The 14,825-nt window shown below is 71.3% G+C and carries 14 protein-coding genes; 8 read left to right on the forward strand and 6 right to left on the reverse strand.

Features of this window, described 5'->3' with window-relative positions:
* The 4 genes from GTZ93_RS14595 to GTZ93_RS14610 all read right to left on the reverse strand — a co-directional run bounded on the left by GTZ93_RS14595 (position 1) and on the right by GTZ93_RS14610 (position 5,685).
* Positions 1–1,035: a 2-dehydropantoate 2-reductase gene (locus GTZ93_RS14595; RefSeq protein ID WP_139921086.1), complete on the reverse strand. Its 1,035-nt coding sequence runs from the start codon at positions 1,033–1,035 to the stop codon at positions 1–3.
* A gap of 24 nt (positions 1,036–1,059) precedes the next feature.
* Positions 1,060–1,713, reverse strand: coding sequence for a CPBP family intramembrane glutamic endopeptidase (locus GTZ93_RS14600; protein WP_257979392.1), 654 nt, complete (start codon positions 1,711–1,713; stop codon positions 1,060–1,062).
* 87 nt (positions 1,714–1,800) lie between these two features.
* Positions 1,801–4,263 (reverse strand): S8 family peptidase, encoded by a 2,463-nt coding sequence (locus GTZ93_RS14605; protein ID WP_139921087.1) that lies wholly within the window; start codon positions 4,261–4,263, stop codon positions 1,801–1,803.
* Positions 4,264–4,434: 171 nt separating this feature from the next.
* Positions 4,435–5,685 carry an NAD(P)/FAD-dependent oxidoreductase gene (locus GTZ93_RS14610; protein WP_139921090.1) on the reverse strand — a complete coding sequence of 417 codons (1,251 nt, stop codon included), beginning with the start codon at positions 5,683–5,685 and terminating at the stop codon, positions 4,435–4,437.
* Between the two features lie 184 nt (positions 5,686–5,869).
* On the opposite strand from GTZ93_RS14610, the gene aroF reads away from it, so the two are divergent.
* From aroF to GTZ93_RS14650, 8 genes are all read left to right on the forward strand, one after another.
* The gene (aroF, locus tag GTZ93_RS14615; protein WP_120578340.1) at positions 5,870–6,895 is read left to right on the forward strand and encodes a 3-deoxy-7-phosphoheptulonate synthase; all 1,026 of its coding nucleotides are present in this window, start codon (positions 5,870–5,872) and stop codon (positions 6,893–6,895) included.
* Between the two features lie 3 nt (positions 6,896–6,898).
* Positions 6,899–7,915 (forward strand): anthranilate phosphoribosyltransferase, encoded by a 1,017-nt coding sequence (trpD, locus tag GTZ93_RS14620; RefSeq protein ID WP_139921092.1) that lies wholly within the window; start codon positions 6,899–6,901, stop codon positions 7,913–7,915.
* A gap of 109 nt (positions 7,916–8,024) precedes the next feature.
* On the forward strand, positions 8,025–8,843 hold the full coding sequence (locus GTZ93_RS14625; RefSeq protein ID WP_139921094.1) for an indole-3-glycerol phosphate synthase TrpC: 819 nt from the start codon (positions 8,025–8,027) through the stop codon (positions 8,841–8,843).
* The gene (locus GTZ93_RS14630) at positions 8,840–9,472 is read left to right on the forward strand and encodes a phosphoribosylanthranilate isomerase (RefSeq protein ID WP_139921096.1); all 633 of its coding nucleotides are present in this window, start codon (positions 8,840–8,842) and stop codon (positions 9,470–9,472) included. The genes GTZ93_RS14625 and GTZ93_RS14630 overlap by 4 nt, the downstream gene beginning before the upstream one ends.
* An 11-nt stretch (positions 9,473–9,483) precedes the next feature.
* Positions 9,484–10,689: a tryptophan synthase subunit beta gene (gene trpB, locus GTZ93_RS14635; protein WP_139921098.1), complete on the forward strand. Its 1,206-nt coding sequence runs from the start codon at positions 9,484–9,486 to the stop codon at positions 10,687–10,689.
* Positions 10,686–11,477: a tryptophan synthase subunit alpha gene (gene trpA / locus GTZ93_RS14640; RefSeq protein WP_120578335.1), complete on the forward strand. Its 792-nt coding sequence runs from the start codon at positions 10,686–10,688 to the stop codon at positions 11,475–11,477. The genes trpB and trpA overlap by 4 nt, the downstream gene beginning before the upstream one ends.
* 46 nt (positions 11,478–11,523) lie before the next feature.
* The gene (locus tag GTZ93_RS14645) at positions 11,524–12,075 is read left to right on the forward strand and encodes a GNAT family N-acetyltransferase (protein WP_161662821.1); all 552 of its coding nucleotides are present in this window, start codon (positions 11,524–11,526) and stop codon (positions 12,073–12,075) included.
* Positions 12,076–12,126: 51 nt separating this feature from the next.
* Positions 12,127–12,723, forward strand: coding sequence for a histidine phosphatase family protein (locus GTZ93_RS14650; protein ID WP_139920869.1), 597 nt, complete (start codon positions 12,127–12,129; stop codon positions 12,721–12,723).
* A gap of 6 nt (positions 12,724–12,729) precedes the next feature.
* Here GTZ93_RS14650 and GTZ93_RS14655 read toward each other — a convergent pair whose 3' ends face one another.
* Both GTZ93_RS14655 and GTZ93_RS14660 read right to left on the reverse strand, forming a co-directional pair.
* Entirely contained in the window at positions 12,730–13,293 is a 564-nt protein-coding gene (locus tag GTZ93_RS14655) for an anthranilate synthase component II (protein ID WP_120567444.1), read from the reverse strand.
* Complete coding sequence (locus GTZ93_RS14660) at positions 13,290–14,786, reverse strand: anthranilate synthase component I family protein (protein WP_139920867.1); 1,497 nt, start codon at positions 14,784–14,786, stop codon at positions 13,290–13,292. Before GTZ93_RS14660 ends, GTZ93_RS14655 begins: the two co-directional genes overlap by 4 nt.
* Between the last annotated feature and the right edge of the window lie 39 nt (positions 14,787–14,825).

Raw genomic sequence — 14,825 nt, forward strand, 5'->3', positions numbered from 1 at the left:
TCACCCCCTGTTCGCCAGCTCCGCCTTTTTGAGGTCCACGAGCAGCGCCTCACCGGTCCACTGGCGGCGCTGCCCCGCTTCCGCCTCGCGGATGAGCTCCACGAGCCGTGAGTTCACCGGCGCGGAGACGCCGTGTTGGTGGGCCAGCCGGACCACCTCGCCGTTGAGGTAGTCCACCTCTGTCTTGCGGCCCGCGTGCAGGTCGTCCCACATGGACGAACGCGCCTTCGGGTCGATGGCCAGCATCTTCTTCGCCAGCACCGAGAACACCGCGTCCGGCGCCCCCAGCAGCACGGGAATCCATCCCGGCGGCAGCGGCGTCAGCTTCGCGGGCTTCACCCCGGCGCGCCCCAGTACCGCGAGCGCCTCGCCCTGCGCGAGCGCCAGGCACCGGCGCCACGCGCGCTGTGACAGCTCCTCTTTCAACGGCAGGTTCGCCAGCGCGTTGAGCGCGTTGTTGAGGTTGAACAACAGCTTCGCCCACTGGACCGCGACGATGTCCGCGTGCTGCTTCAATGCCAGCCCCGCGCGGGTGAATGCATCCACGAACGGCGCGAGCACCGCGTGCCGCTCCACCTCCAGCGTGCCTTCCGACCCCGCGTGGAAATGGCCCTGCCCTTGCGCCGCGACGTTGAAGGGAACCATCCCCGTGAGAACTGTGTGGTTTGGCAGCAGACCGCGCAGCACCGCCGCGTTGTGCAGTCCGTTCTGGAAGCTGATGACGATGGCCCCAGGCTTGAGCCGCGGCGCGAGCGTCTGTCCCGCCTCCTCCGTCGCCGCGGACTTCACCGTGACGAGCACCAGGTCCGCCGTGGACAGCGCCTCCGGCCCCGTGTCGATGCGCACGTCCGCCGCGGGCACCTTCAGGTCCGCGCCCTGCCAGTCCGTCAGGTGCAGGCCGTGCGCACGCACCTCCGCCACCACCCGCTCGCGGCCAATGAAGCGCACCGTCGCGCCCGTCGCGGCGAGCCGCCCACCCACGTAACAGCCGATGCTGCCCGCGCCGAAGACGACCACCTCAGGAGTCGAAGCCATGGGCGCGCATTCTGGCACGCGCGCTCACGTCGCGGGCCACACCACGACGATGAGCACATCCCACAAGGCATGGCTCACCCAGGACGCGGCAGGCGTCCGGCGCCACTCGGCCAGCGCGCCCCAGGCGAGCGACGTGGGCAGCGCGGCCAGGGCCAGCAGCGGCTCACCGAAGCCCAGCAGCACGACGCTCGACAGCACCGCAGACCCGGCGACCGCGCCCCACCGGCCCAGCCGGGGACGCAGCGCGCCCTGCACCCAGCCGCGCCAGAACAGCTCCTCCGCCGGAACGAGCAGCAACACCAGGGCCAGCGCCGTCCCCAGCGACCCCGTGCCAAACGTCGAGTAGACGGATTGCAGCGGCTCGCAGAGCGCGTCGGTGAAGCCGCCGCAGAACGCCCACAGGAAGGCCCTCGCGCCCGCGAACAGCACCACCGCCTGGGCGACACCCCACGCGGTATCCAGGAGCGACAGGGAGGGAGGCGGCCTTCGCCAGGGGCCCATCGCCCGCCATGTCACCGCGAGCCAGACGGCGCAGAAGACGGAAGCGACGGCGAAGAAGCGCGGTGGATGCACGTGCACCAGCGCCGTCCAGGCCAACACGCCGCCAGCGGCCGCGACCCGCCAGAGTGGCAGGGCCGCGTCACCGGCTGACGGCGGTCCAACGGGAGAAGCAGTCATCGCGCGCGGCAGCGTACCCCGGCGCGATGGACACCGGCGGGCACGTTCACGCGTGCACCGCCGGCGCCGGTACGAACCTTCACGGCACTACGGGAGGCACGCGCCGCTGCCCGCGCCGTCGCTCACGCACCGGTAGCCCGTGCGGCACGACCCCTGGGTGTTGCCGCTCGACGGCGTGCAGGTCACGAAGCAGTAGGCGGTGGCGCCCCGGTCGTTGCTGTAGCAGTCCGAACCCGACGGGCAGCCGGCCGTCATGCAACTCTGGGTGCAGTAGCCGCCCGGGAAGCTGGCGCCGGTGAGGCACTGGCCCCCCGTGCCGCACGTGCTGTTGGTGGTGCAGGCCCCACCGATGGTCGTCGTGGGCGTGTGGTCGTCATCCGACTGGTAGGGCACCAGCGTGAAGCTGATGTCGCTGGTCGTCTTGCCCTTGGTGACCGTCACGGTCTCCACCTGGGTGGTGTCGCGCCAGAAGCCCACGCGGTCGCCGTCCTCGAAGTAGTCCCCTTCGCCGGTGTCGTCGATGGACGCCAGCACCAGGTAGTCGCGCGGGGTCACCTTCAGGCTGTAGTTGTACCCACCGGCCGCGCGCACCACGGAGATGCCGTCGTCGTCGACCTGCACCTCGCCCGCCGCGTCCAGGTACGCGAACCCGATGACGGCGTCCTTCTCATCCGAGGCGCCCACGCGGAACTTCACCAGCACCTGCGCGTTGCCCGCGCTCGACGCGCCGGTCAGGTCGATCTGCGCCACGTAGCTGCCCGGCGCCAGCGAGCCCGGGGTGACGGTCACGTTCAGCGCCGTGGACTTGTACGCGGGGACCGACAGCGAGGTGCTGGAGACGGACACCGCGGAGGCGTTGGCGCCGGAGACGGCCACGCTCACCTGCAGCGTGCCACCGCCGTTGTTGCGCACCGTCAGCGCCTGCGACGACGCGCCGGTGAAGGACAGCTGCGTGGTGGTGATGGCGAGCTTCGGGGGCAGCGTCGGATCACCGCCGCCCTTGGCGCGCAGCACCGCGGCGTACGCGTCCACCAGGCCCGCGCCGCAGCCCTCGGAGCACTGGCTCGTCTTGTCCGCGGTGTCCTTCAGGATGGCCTCCACGTCCGCCGCCGTGAGCTTGGAGTCCTGCGCCAGCATCAGCGCCACGATGCCCGCCACGTGCGGGGTGGCCATGCTGGTGCCCTGGTACCACTCGTAGGAAGGCTGGTTGGTGCTGTTGGGCAGCGTGGACAGCACGCCGTCCGGGAAGCCGTCGCCGTTGCGGTCCTCGCTCGTCTGGCCGCCAGCGGCCATCACGTCCACCTGCGTGCCGAAGTTGGAGTAGCTGGCGCGCTTGCCGTTGAAGCGCACCGCGCCCACGCAGATGACGTTCTGCTGGTTGCAGGGGAAGCTGCTGTTGGTGTTGACGTTCTCGTTGCCCGCGGCCACCACCAGGATGGCCCCGCGCGCGTTGGCCGCGTTGATGGCGGTCTGCATCTCCGTCGACGCAGGACCGTCGCCGCCCAGGCTCATGTTGATGACCCGCGCGGGCGTGGTGTTCAGCCGCACGCCGGTGACGGGGCCGCCGCTGGCCCAGGTGACGCCCGCGATGATGTCCGCCAGCGAGCCGCCCTGCGTGCCCAGCACGCGCACCGGCAGGATGTTGCGGCCGGACCAGGTGACGCCCGCCACGCCCAAGCCGTTGTCGGACGACGCGCCAATGGTCCCCGCCACGTGCGTGCCGTGGAACGACGAGCCGCCGTTGGGCAGGTCCTTGCCGTTGTCCGTCGGGTCCGTGTCCACGCCATCGCCGTCGCCCGCGTTGGTGAGGCTGGAGATAAGGTCCATGCCCGGCAGCACGCGCGAGTTCAGGTCCGGATGCGACGTGATGCCGGTGTCCACCACCGCCACGACGATGGAGCCGCTGCCCGTGCCCAGGTCCCAGGCCGCCGGCAGGTTCATGTTCTTGTAGTGCCACTGCCGCGAGTAGAGCGGATCATTCGGCACGGCCTGCGCCCGCACGCGGATGTTGCTCTCCGCGTTCTGCACGCCCTGCACGGCCAGCACCTGGGAAAGCACGCGCACGTGCTCCGCCTGGGTGAGCGCGCGCACGGTGGGCGCGCCACCGGACATCGCCTGGGGCTGGCTCACCTCGTAGCGCAGCAGGTGCTGCGTATCGCTCAGGAAGGCCTGGTGCACGACGTGGTAGCCCGCGACGCGCGCCTGCGCGACGGCCTCCTCCGCGGACAGGCCCGGCGTGTCGAAGCGGATGATGATCTCTCCCGGCAGCAGCGACGCCTCGTGCGTCAGCTGCTTGGACGGGATGCCCGTGCGCCACACGCCTTGCGCGGCCAGAGCCTTGGAGACCTTCTGGGACAGGTTCTTCGAGCCCGGCAGCGAGAAGAACGCATCCAGCGACGAACTGGCGTTCGCGGCGGCGGAGCCAGCCTGGAACGGCTGCAGGGAGCCCGAGACGGTCCCCTTCGTCGCATCAGTGTCATCGTCGTCGCTGTTTTCGCCGGGACAGGCCGCGAGACCGAGCAATCCCAGGAGGGCAAGGCGGCGGAGCATGAACGGAATCCTTGGAAGAACGTGTGAGAGCGTCCGACCCTAGGTCCGCTGCGGGCAATGCGTCCAGCTGTCCGGGGCCTGGCTGGCTGGTCTCCCTTCCTTCGCGGTTTTGCCCTCACGCAAGGTGTTGTCTGGAAGGCAACGCGCAGCTTCGCAGGCAACAACGGAGGACTATCTCCCCATGTCCTGCAACACCGCCTCCGCCGCGCGGCGCCCCGACGCGAGCGCTCCGTCGATGGACGCGTTCTCGCGGTGGTCTCCGCACACATAGAGCCCCGCGGCCAGCCGCACGGGCCGGTGCGGTTCCACCAGCGCGGACGGAGGCTGCGCGGGCAGTGCCTCCGCGAGCGTGTACGTGCGCAGATGCCGCCACGCGGACACCGCCGCGCCGAACCACTCCGTGAGCTGCGCACGCACACGCGCCTCCAGTGAGTCCTCGCCGCCCGGGTCATCCACCACCGACACGGACACCAGCGACTGCCCTGGGGGCGCGTACGCGGCGGAGACCTCGCTCATCACCGCCACGTTGTTCACCGGCCCGCGCCCCTCACCATTGAGCACGAGCCACGGCCCCTCCACCGGCGGCTCCGGCGCCGCGAAGTACAGACACGTCACGCGGTTCATCCGGGGCGCGGGCATGCCCACGAGCAGCGACGCCGCGCTGCCTGGGTCCGTCGCCACCACCACGGCGTCCGCGTGCAGCAGCTCACTGCCCGGCAGGCGCACGCGGTGCCCCCAGACCTCCTCCACGCGCACGCGCATCCGCAGCGCGCCCGAGGGCAGCTTCGCCGCCAGCTGTTCGGGGATGGCGCCCATCCCTTGCGCTGGGACGGACGCGTAGCCCGTGGAGAACATCCGGAACACGAACTCCAGCATCCGGCTGGACGTCGTCAGCCCTCGCTCCAGGAAGATGCCGCCGAGGAAGGGCGTGAAGAACGCTTCGAGCATCTCCTCGGAGAAGCCCAGGTCCAGCAGGAAGCGCCGCGACTCCTGCTGGGGCCGCTGCCACAAGTCGCCCAATTCGCCAGACGTCGCGTGCTGCCGCAGTTCCAACACGCGCAGCTTGTCCGACAGACCTCCTGGTGCGTCGAACAGATGCGACACCGCCGTGACGGGATGCCGCAACGGGTCCGCAAGCGTGTGCAGCCGCCCACCCCGCCACACCTTCGCGCCGGGGATGAAGCGTTGGAGCGAGAGGGCCTTCAGGTCCAGCACCCGCTGACCTTCCGGGTAGGCGGTGAGGTACACCTGGAAGCCCCGGTCCAGCAGGAACCCTTCGTGCGAGTCGGTGCGCACTCTTCCGCCCGGTGAGTCCCCTGCTTCCAGCACGTGCGCGTCCACGCGGGCCTCGAGCAGCGCCGTCGCACACGCCAGGCCCGCGAGCCCCCCACCCACCACGATGACCCCGGGCCGCTTCGCCATGGTCCGCCTTCCGTACGAGCGTGCGGACCCTGGCTTGATAACGCCAGGACGTGCAAGCAAGACTCTGGTTCGGTTGCGGGCATCCGACAGTTACGGCAAAGGTTGCCGTGTGCACGGTGCTCCAAGCACACCCACGCAGGCATCCGCCCGCGTGCCCTTTGGAGAGAAAGAGCAGGAGTTCCCCATGCTGATCGTGATGCGCCCAGACGCGACGGACCAGGACATCGAGCGAGTGAACGATGAGATCCGCCGCCGTGGCTGGCATCCGCACGCGATCGCAGGGGGCTCTCGCACCGCCATCGGCATCACCGGCAACCCGGGCGCGGTGGAGCCGGAGCCCTTCCGCGTGCTGCCCGGCGTCGCGGACGCGGTCGCCATCTCCCAGCCGTTCAAGCTGGTCAGCCGCGAGGTGAAGCCGGAGGACAGCCTGGTGCGCGTGGGCAACCTCACGCTCGGCGGCGCCGCCATCCACGTCATCGCGGGCCCCTGCTCCGTGGAGTCGCGCGAGCAGATCATCTCCACCGCGCAGGCGGTGAAGCAGGCGGGCGCCACCATGCTGCGCGGCGGCGCGTTCAAGCCGCGCACCAGCCCCTATGAGTTCCAGGGCCTCAAGGGTGACGGCCTGGCGCTGCTCGCGGAGGCGCGCAAGGAGACGGGCCTGCTGGTGACGACGGAGGTGAAGGACACGGCGACGCTGGCCTCCGTCGCGGAGCACACCGACATCCTCCAGGTGGGCGCGCGCAACATGCAGAACTTCAGCTTGCTGGAGGCGGTGGGCGAGACGCGCAAGCCCGTGCTGCTCAAGCGCGGCATCAGCGCCACCATCAAGGAGCTCTTGATGGCGGCCGAGTACATCGTCGCGCGCGGCAACACCCAGGTCATCCTCTGCGAGCGGGGCATCCGCACGTTCGAGAACATGACGCGCAACACGTTGGATTTGAACGCGGTGCCCATGCTCAAGGCGCTCACGCACCTGCCGGTGTTCGTGGACCCGTCGCACGGCATCGGCGTGCGCAAGGCCGTCCCCGCGATGATGCGGGCCGCGGTCGCCGCGGGCGCGGACGGCCTCATCGTGGAGGTGCATCCGGATCCGCCGCGCGCGAGGTCGGACGGCTTCCAGTCGCTGGACTTCTCCGAGTTCGAGAAGGCCATGGGTGAAGTGCGGGCCATCGCCCAGGCGATGGGACGCGAAATGGTCAGGCTGGGATAGGCCATGACCCTCAAGGAAGCGCTGGGCAGGGTGGTGAGCCGGCGCGACCTCTCCCGCGAGGAGATGGCCTCCGTGATGGGCCAGATGCTCGCGGGCGAGGCATCCGCCGCGCAGGTCGGTGCGCTGGCGGCCGCGCTGCGCATGAAGGGAGAGACCGAGGATGAAATCCTCGGCGCGGCAGAGGCCATGCGGGCCTGCGCGGCGAAGATTGCTCCCCTGGCGGAGGTGGTGCTCGACACCTGCGGTACGGGGGGTGACGGAGCGCACACCTTCAACATCTCCACCGCGGTGGCCTTCGTGGCCGCCGGGGCGGGGGTGACTGTGGCCAAGCACGGCAACCGCGCGGTCTCCAGCCGCTGCGGCAGCGCGGACGTGCTGGCGGCGCTGGGCGTGTCCATGGAGCGGGCGCACGCGCAGGTGGCGCGCGACATCGACGAACACGGGGTGGGCTTCCTCTTCGCGCCCTCGCACCACAGTGCCTTGAAGCACGTGGCGCAGGCACGCAGGGACCTGGGCTTCCACAGCGTGTTCAACCTGCTGGGGCCGCTGACGAACCCCGCGGGCGCGCGCTACCAGCTGCTGGGCACGTTCGACCGGCAGCGCGTGGAGCAGACCGCGCGCGTGCTGGGGCGCCTGGGCAGCCGGCGCGCCTGGGTGGTGCACGGGCACGACGGGCTGGATGAGATTTCGCCGTGCGCGCCCACGGAGGTCGCGGAGCTGTGCGCGGACGGCACCGTGCGCCGCTTCACCGTGACGCCGGAGGACGCGGGTCTGACGACGGTGACGCGTGAGTCCATCGCGGGAGGCGACGCGGACGAGAACGCGAAGCGCCTGCGCGGGCTGCTCGCGGGAGAGCGCGACGGTGTGCGCACGGCGGTGCTGCTCAACGCGGCCGCCGCGCTGCTCATCGTGGGTCTGGTGGACACCCTGAAGGAAGGCGTGAAGCGGGCCGAGCACGCCATCGACTCCGGAGCCGCCGAACGCAAGCTCGCGGCGCTCATCCAGAGGGTCGCGGCATGACGGCGCGCACTTCCAATCCGAAGCCGGCGGCGCGCCTCCGCACGCGAGGAGTCCTCATGCGTGCCGCACGGCGTACGGCCGTCGCCTCCAGCACGCGAGGCATCCCGTCATGACGACCTCCACTTCGGCAGCGAAGCCCGTTGAAGCACCGGGCACGCTGGACGTCATCATGGCGCGCAAGCGCCGGGAGCTGGGCACCCGCCCGCTGCCCACGCACGGCGCGCATCCCCCGACGCGGGACTTCGCGCAGGCGCTGGTGCGTCGCACGCTCGGACATCCGGTCAACGTCATCGCGGAGGTGAAGCGCAAGAGCCCGTCGGGCGGCGCCTTCCCGCACGCGGACGTGGTCGCGGTGGCCCGTTCCTACGAAGCCGCGGGCGCCTGCGCCATCAGCGTGCTCACGGACGGGCCGGACTTCGGCGGCAGCCTGGAGGACCTGGTCGCGGTCCGGGCCGCCGTCTCCATCCCCGTGCTGCGCAAGGACTTCCTCGTCGCCGCCAGCGAGGTGGAGGAGAGCGCGGCCTGGGGCGCGGACGCGGTGCTGCTCATCGCGGATGCGCTCGGGGACTCGGAGCTCCGGGAGATGATCGCCGCGGCGAAGCAGGTGCGCGTGGCCGCGCTCGTGGAAGCCCACACGGAGGCGCACGCCGAACGCGCACTCGCCGCGGGCGCGAGCATCATCGGCCTCAACAACCGCAACCTCGCCACGCTGAAGACGGACACCGGCACTGCGCTCCGGGTGATGCCCGCGCTGCGCTCCCGGTCCACCGCGCTGGTGGCGGAGAGCGGCCTCAAGCACCTGGCGGACCTCACCGCCGCGCGCGACGCGGGCGCCAACGCCGTGCTCGTGGGCGAATCCCTCCTGCGCGACGCCGACCCCGGCCGTGCCCTGCGACGGCTGCTCGGGCTGGAAGGCGACGGGACATGAGGGTCCTGGTGAAGGTCTGCGGAGTGACGCGCGTCGCGGACGCGAAAGGCGTGTGGGCCGCGGGCGCGGACGCGATGGGACTCAACTTCCATCCGGGTTCCCCCCGCTTCGTGGACCTGGCCACGGCGGCGGAGCTCGCACGCACGCGGCCTCCGTTGGCCGCGATGGTGGGCGTGTTCGTCAACGCGAAGCCGGAGGACATCCGGGTGCGCGTGCGCGAGTGCGGCCTCACCGCCGTGCAGCTCCACGGCGACGAGTCCCCCGAGGACTGCGCTGGCTACGGCGTGCCCGTCATCAAGGCGCTGCGCGTGCGCGGGCCGGACGACGTGGAGAAGGCCAGAAGCTACGTGGGCGTGGGTGATGTAGCGGGGCTGCTCCTGGACGGCGCGGCCCCGGGCTACGGCGGTGGCGGCGTCACCTTCGACTGGTCGCTGGTGAAGCAGCTGTCGGACTGCGGCCTGCCGGTGCTGGTGGCGGGCGGACTCAAGCCTTCCAACGTGGCCGAGGCCGTGAAGGCCACCCGGCCCTACGGTGTGGATGTGGCCAGCGGAGTGGAGTCCTCCCCTGGCATCAAGGACCTGGACGCGGTGCGCGCCTTCGTGCGCACGGTCCAGTCCCTCAACCTCTGAGGAGTCGTGCCATGACGACGGACACTGCCGTGGGCCGCTTCGGCCGTTACGGCGGACGCTATGTGCCGGAGACCCTGGTCCCGGCGCTGCTGGAGCTGGAAGAGGCCTACGCGAAGGCGCAGCAGGACGCGTCCTTCGGCGAGGAAGTCACCCGCGTGCTGCGCGAATACGTGGGCCGTCCCACCACGCTGACGCCCGCGCACCGCCTCACGGAGGCGTGGGGGGGCGCGCAGGTGTGGCTCAAGCGCGAGGACCTGGCGCACACGGGCGCGCACAAAATCAACAACACCGTGGGCCAGGTGCTGCTCGCCCGGCGCATGGGCAAGAAGCGCATCATCGCGGAGACGGGCGCGGGCCAGCACGGCGTGGCCACCGCCACCGCGTGCGCGCTCTTCGGCCTGCCCTGCGAGGTGTTCATGGGCGCGCTGGACGTGGAGCGCCAGGCACTCAACGTCTTTCGCATGCGCGCGCTGGGCGCGGTGGTGCGGCCGGTGGAGTCGGGCTCGCGCACGCTCAAGGACGCGATGAACGAAGCCATGCGCGTCTGGGTGTCGCAGGTGCAGGACACCTACTACGTCATCGGCAGCGCGGCGGGCCCGCACCCCTACCCCACCATCGTGCGCGACTTCCAAGCCGTCATCGGCCGCGAGATTCGCGCCCAGACGCTGGCCACGATGGGCCGGCTGCCGGACGCCATCATCGCGTGCGTGGGCGGCGGCTCGAACGCCATCGGCGCGCTGCACCCCTTCATTCCGGACACGGCGGTGCGGCTCGTCGGCGTGGAGGCGGGAGGCCTCGGCCTGGACTCCGGCCAGCACGGCGCGTCGCTGACACTGGGCACGGAGGGCGTGCTGCACGGCTCGCGCTCGCTGGTGCTCCAGGACGAGAACGGCCAGATTCAGGAGGCGCACAGCATCTCCGCCGGCCTGGACTACCCGGGCGTGGGGCCGGAGCTGGCGCACCTGGCGAAGACGGGACGCATGGAAGTGCGCACCGCGACGGACGACGAGGCGCTCACGGCCTTCTACGAGGTCGCGCGCTCGGAGGGCATCCTCCCCGCGCTGGAGACGTCGCACGCGTTCGCGGCGGCGCGCTCGCTGGCCCGCGACATGGGCAAGGGCAAGCACCTGGTCATCAACTGCTCGGGCCGGGGTGACAAGGACGTGGCGACCATCTCGGCGCGCGGAGTGCCGCCTGCGACGGGGGTGAAGTCATGAGCACGGAGCTGGGCAAGGCGTTCGCGAAGGCAAAGGCCCGCGGAGAAGGCGCGCTGGTGGCGTACGCGATGGCGGGCGACCCGGACCTGCCGAAGTCCGTGGACGTGTTCGCCGCCATGGTGGAGGGCGGCGCGGACGTGCTGGAGATTGGCGTGGCGTTCAGCGACCCCATCGCGGACGGCCCCGTCATCCAGGCCGCTTCGGAGCGGGCGCTGAAGGCCGGAGCCACCCTGCGCCGCGTGCTGGACGAAGTGGTGCCGGAGGTGCGCCGCCGCTGCCCGGAGACGCCGCTGGTCATCATGACCTACGTCAACGTGGTGATGGCCATGGGCGAGGAGCGCTACGCGAAGCTCGCGCGCGAGCGGGGCATCGTGGGCACCATCCTCCCGGACCTGCCACCCGAGGAGAGCGCGAGCATCCGCGCCGCGTTCGACAAGGAGGGCGTGGACCTGGTGCCCCTGTGCGCGCCCACGACGCCGCCCGCGCGCGCGGAGGCCATCGCGAAGGACGCGCGAGGCTTCGTCTATTGCGTGTCCGTGGCGGGCGTCACCGGCATGCGCGCGGAGCTGCCGCCGGACCTGTCACAGCGGCTGGACCTGGTGAAGCGCGCCGCGTCCGTGCCGGTGGTGGCGGGCTTCGGCATCTCCAACGCGGAAACGGCCCGGCCGCTGGTGGCCCACGCGGACGGCGTCGTCGTGGGCAGCGCGCTGGTGAAGGCCGCCCACTCGGACGGTCCGGCCGCGGCGAAGCAGCTCTGCGCGGACATCAAGCGCGGCCTGAAGCGCTAAGGTCCGCTCCACGCGCCGGCACGTCGCCGGCGCCAGGAGACCGGACATGCACACCCCGCCCATCCTGGGGCCCACCCTCGAAACGCCGCGCCTCATCCTGCGTCCTCCCACGCTCCAGGACCTGGAGGGCTTCGTTGCGATGATGGCGGACGAGGAGACCGCGCGGTACATCGGCGGCCTCCAGCCCCGCTCCAACGTGTGGCGCGCCGTCTGCGCCATGGCCGGCTCCTGGGTGCTCCAGGGCTTCGCCATGTTCTCCGTGTTCGAGAAGTCCACCGGCAAGTGGGTGGGACGGCTCGGGCCCTGGCAGCCCGCGGAGTGGCCGGGCCCGGAGGTCGGCTGGGGCCTGTCGCGCGACGCGTGGGGCAAGGGCTACGCGACGGAAGGCGCGGCGGCCACCATCGACTGGGCCTTCGACCATCTCGGGTGGACGGAGGTCATCCACTCCATCTCCCCTCCGAACGAGCCGTCGAAGCAGGTGGCCCGCCGGCTGGGTTCACGCTTCCTGCGCATGGGCATGCTGCCGGCGCCCTACAACGACCACGAGGTGGAGATCTGGGGTCAGAGCCGTGAGGAGTGGCGGACACGCAAGCGGTAGCGCGTGCACTTTTCCCTCCCGTCCCGCCACGGGCTGACACAGATTGGCGCCATGAACACACGCGCCCCCCAGGTGGTCCTCGTCCGTCACGGTGAGACGGAGTGGAGCCGCAGCAGCCAGCACACCGGCCGCACGGACCTGCCGCTGTTGGAAGAGGGCCGCCAGATGGCGGAGCGGCTCCACGCGCCGCTGAGCAAGTGGCGCTTCGCCGCCGTGTGGACCAGCCCGCTGACGCGCGCGCAGGAGACGTGCGTGCTCGCGGGCTACGGCGACGTGGCCCAGAAGAAGAACGACCTGATGGAGTTCAACTACGGCGACTACGAGGGCCGCACCGGCGCGGACATCCGCACCACGCGCCCGGACTGGACGCTGTGGCAGGACGGCGTGCCCAATGGCGAAACGCTGGAGGACGTGGGCACCCGAGCCGACCGCATCATCGCGGAGGCGCGCGCGCTCCAGGACGACGTGCTCCTCTTCTCGCACGGGCACATGCTGCGCATCCTCGCCTCGCGCTGGCTGGGCCTGCCCCCGGACGGAGGCAGGCTCTTCCACCTGGGCACTGCGTCCATCAGCGTGCTGGGCTCCGAGGCCGGCGGCAGACAGCCGGTCCTCGTGAGCTGGAACGACACCACGCACCTGAAGGACTGACGCCCGCTACAGCTTCCCCTCCAGGAAGTTGCGCACCAGCGACGGGCCTTCCGGCGTCAGCACGCTCTCTGGATGGAACTGCAGGCCCACCACCGGCCGCGTGCGGTGACGCAGCGCCATCACCAGGCCATCCTGGCTCCACGCGGTGGCCTCCAACTCCGCGGGCATGGACTCCGCCGCCACCACCAGCGAGTGGTAGCGCGCCGCCTGGAAGCCCTGCCGCATGCCGGTGAAGACGCCGGTGCCGCCGTGCCGGATGTGCGCCGCCTTGCCATGCACGGGCTCCGGCGCGCGCACCACCTGTCCGCCAAACGCAGCACCAATCGACTGGTGCCCCAGACACACGCCCAGCACGGGCACGCGAGACTGGGAGATGGCCGCCACGCTCACCCCGGCCTCGTGCGGCGTGCACGGCCCCGGGGACACCACCAGGTGGGACGCGCCCGACGCCGCGATGCCCGCGACATCCAGCGCGTCGTTGCGCACCACCTTCACCTCCGCGCCCAGCGTGTAGAGCAGCTGCACCAGGTTGAAGGTGAACGAGTCGTAGTTGTCGATGACGAGGATCACCGCCCACCTCCTTCGCGAGCCAGGCGCAGCGCGGCGGCCATGGCGCCCGCCTTCGCTTCCGTCTCGTCCGCTTCCTTCATGGGGTCCGAGTCCGCCACCAGCCCCGCTCCGGCGGTCCACATGGTGCGGTCGCCATCCACGAAGAAGGTGCGCAGCGCGATGGCCACGTCCAGCGTGCCGCAGAAGGACAGGTAGCCCACCGCGCCGGCATAGGGCCCGCGCCGCATGGGCTCCAGCTCGTCGATGATCTGCATCGCGCGGATCTTCGGCGCGCCTGAAACAGTGCCCGCGGGGAAGGTGCTCGCCAGCGCGTCCAGCGCGTCGAAGCGCGTGGTGTCCAGCTTGCCGCGCACCTGGGACACGATGTGCATCACGTGGCTGTAGCGCTCGATGATCATCAGGTCCTCGATGCGCACCGTGCCCGGCGCGGCCACCCGGCCCACGTCGTTGCGCCCCAGGTCCACCAGCATGATGTGCTCGGCGCGCTCCTTCTCGTCCGCGAGCAGCTCCTTCTCCAGCGCCTGGTCCTCGGCCTCGGAGCCGCCCCGGCGGCGCGTGCCCGCGATGGGCCGCACCACCACGTCCCCGTCGCGCACCTGCACCAGCAGCTCCGGTGACGCGCCCACCAGCGCGCGCGCCTCGCCCAGGTCCACCAGGAACAGGTACGGAGACGGATTCACGCGCCGCAGCGCCCGGTAGAGCGACAGCGGAGGGATGGCGCCCTTCGCCTCGAACCTGCGCGCGAGCACCGCCTGGAAGCAGTCGCCCGCGCGCACGTACTCCTGCACCTTCTCCACCGCCCGGGCGTAGCCCTCGCGGTCCCAGCACGCGACCGGGGCCGGCGCGTTCTTCTGCGCGGGGACGGCGGCGTAGGCCTCCGGCGACAGCGGCCGGCGCAGCTTCTCCGCCATTGCCTCCGCGCGTCCTTCCGCGTCCTTCAGCGCCGCCGCGACACTGCCGTGCAGCGCGGGCCGAGCGATGGCGATGGCCTTGAGCGTCTGGGTGCGCGTGTCGTGGGTGACGAAGTCCTCCGCGATGAGCCACTCGGAGTCCGGGAAGCCCGTGTCGCGCGGATGGCGGTCCGGCACGCTCGGCTCGAACCAGGACGTGGCGTTGTAGCCCAGGTAGCCCACGAGCCCGCCCAGGAAGGGCGCCTCGCCCGGCAGCGTCGCCACGGACAGCTCGCGCCACAGCGTGCGCAGCACGTCCAGCGGCCGGCCCTCGCGACGCTCCTCCTGCGAGCCACGCCACAACGTGAGCCCGTCGCGGTCCAGCCGCACGCGGCCCGCCGGGTTCACGCCCACGTGGCTGTAGCGCCCGAAGCGCTCGCCGCCGTAGCACGACTCGAGGATGAAGCCGCGGCTTCCACCGCCCAGCTTCAGGTATGCCGACAGCGGTGTATCCAGGTCCGCCGGCAACTCCACCGACACCGGCACCGCCTGGCCTGCTTCCGCGCGCTGCCGGTAGGCTGCCTTCCGCTCCTGCGCATCCATGGTCGATTGCCCTGACCCCCTCTTCCTTCACCCGGAGGG

The sequence above is a fragment of the Corallococcus exiguus genome (assembly GCF_009909105.1).
In the GTDB taxonomy this organism is placed as follows: Bacteria; Myxococcota; Myxococcia; order Myxococcales; family Myxococcaceae; genus Corallococcus; species Corallococcus exiguus.

Excerpts from the sequence above, each read along its gene's own strand:
- GTZ93_RS14595 (WP_139921086.1), bottom strand. The coding sequence starts at position 1,035 with ATGGCTTCGACTCCTGAGGTGGTCGTCTTCGGCGCGGGCAGCATCGGC.
- GTZ93_RS14600 (WP_257979392.1), bottom strand. The coding sequence starts at position 1,713 with ATGACTGCTTCTCCCGTTGGACCGCCGTCAGCCGGTGACGCGGCCCTG.
- GTZ93_RS14605 (WP_139921087.1), bottom strand. The coding sequence starts at position 4,263 with ATGCTCCGCCGCCTTGCCCTCCTGGGATTGCTCGGTCTCGCGGCCTGT.
- GTZ93_RS14610 (WP_139921090.1), bottom strand. The coding sequence starts at position 5,685 with ATGGCGAAGCGGCCCGGGGTCATCGTGGTGGGTGGGGGGCTCGCGGGC.
- aroF (WP_120578340.1), top strand. The coding sequence starts at position 5,870 with ATGCTGATCGTGATGCGCCCAGACGCGACGGACCAGGACATCGAGCGA.
- trpD (WP_139921092.1), top strand. The coding sequence starts at position 6,899 with ATGACCCTCAAGGAAGCGCTGGGCAGGGTGGTGAGCCGGCGCGACCTC.
- GTZ93_RS14625 (WP_139921094.1), top strand. The coding sequence starts at position 8,025 with ATGACGACCTCCACTTCGGCAGCGAAGCCCGTTGAAGCACCGGGCACG.
- GTZ93_RS14630 (WP_139921096.1), top strand. The coding sequence starts at position 8,840 with ATGAGGGTCCTGGTGAAGGTCTGCGGAGTGACGCGCGTCGCGGACGCG.
- trpB (WP_139921098.1), top strand. The coding sequence starts at position 9,484 with ATGACGACGGACACTGCCGTGGGCCGCTTCGGCCGTTACGGCGGACGC.
- trpA (WP_120578335.1), top strand. The coding sequence starts at position 10,686 with ATGAGCACGGAGCTGGGCAAGGCGTTCGCGAAGGCAAAGGCCCGCGGA.
- GTZ93_RS14645 (WP_161662821.1), top strand. The coding sequence starts at position 11,524 with ATGCACACCCCGCCCATCCTGGGGCCCACCCTCGAAACGCCGCGCCTC.
- GTZ93_RS14650 (WP_139920869.1), top strand. The coding sequence starts at position 12,127 with ATGAACACACGCGCCCCCCAGGTGGTCCTCGTCCGTCACGGTGAGACG.
- GTZ93_RS14660 (WP_139920867.1), bottom strand. The coding sequence starts at position 14,786 with ATGGATGCGCAGGAGCGGAAGGCAGCCTACCGGCAGCGCGCGGAAGCA.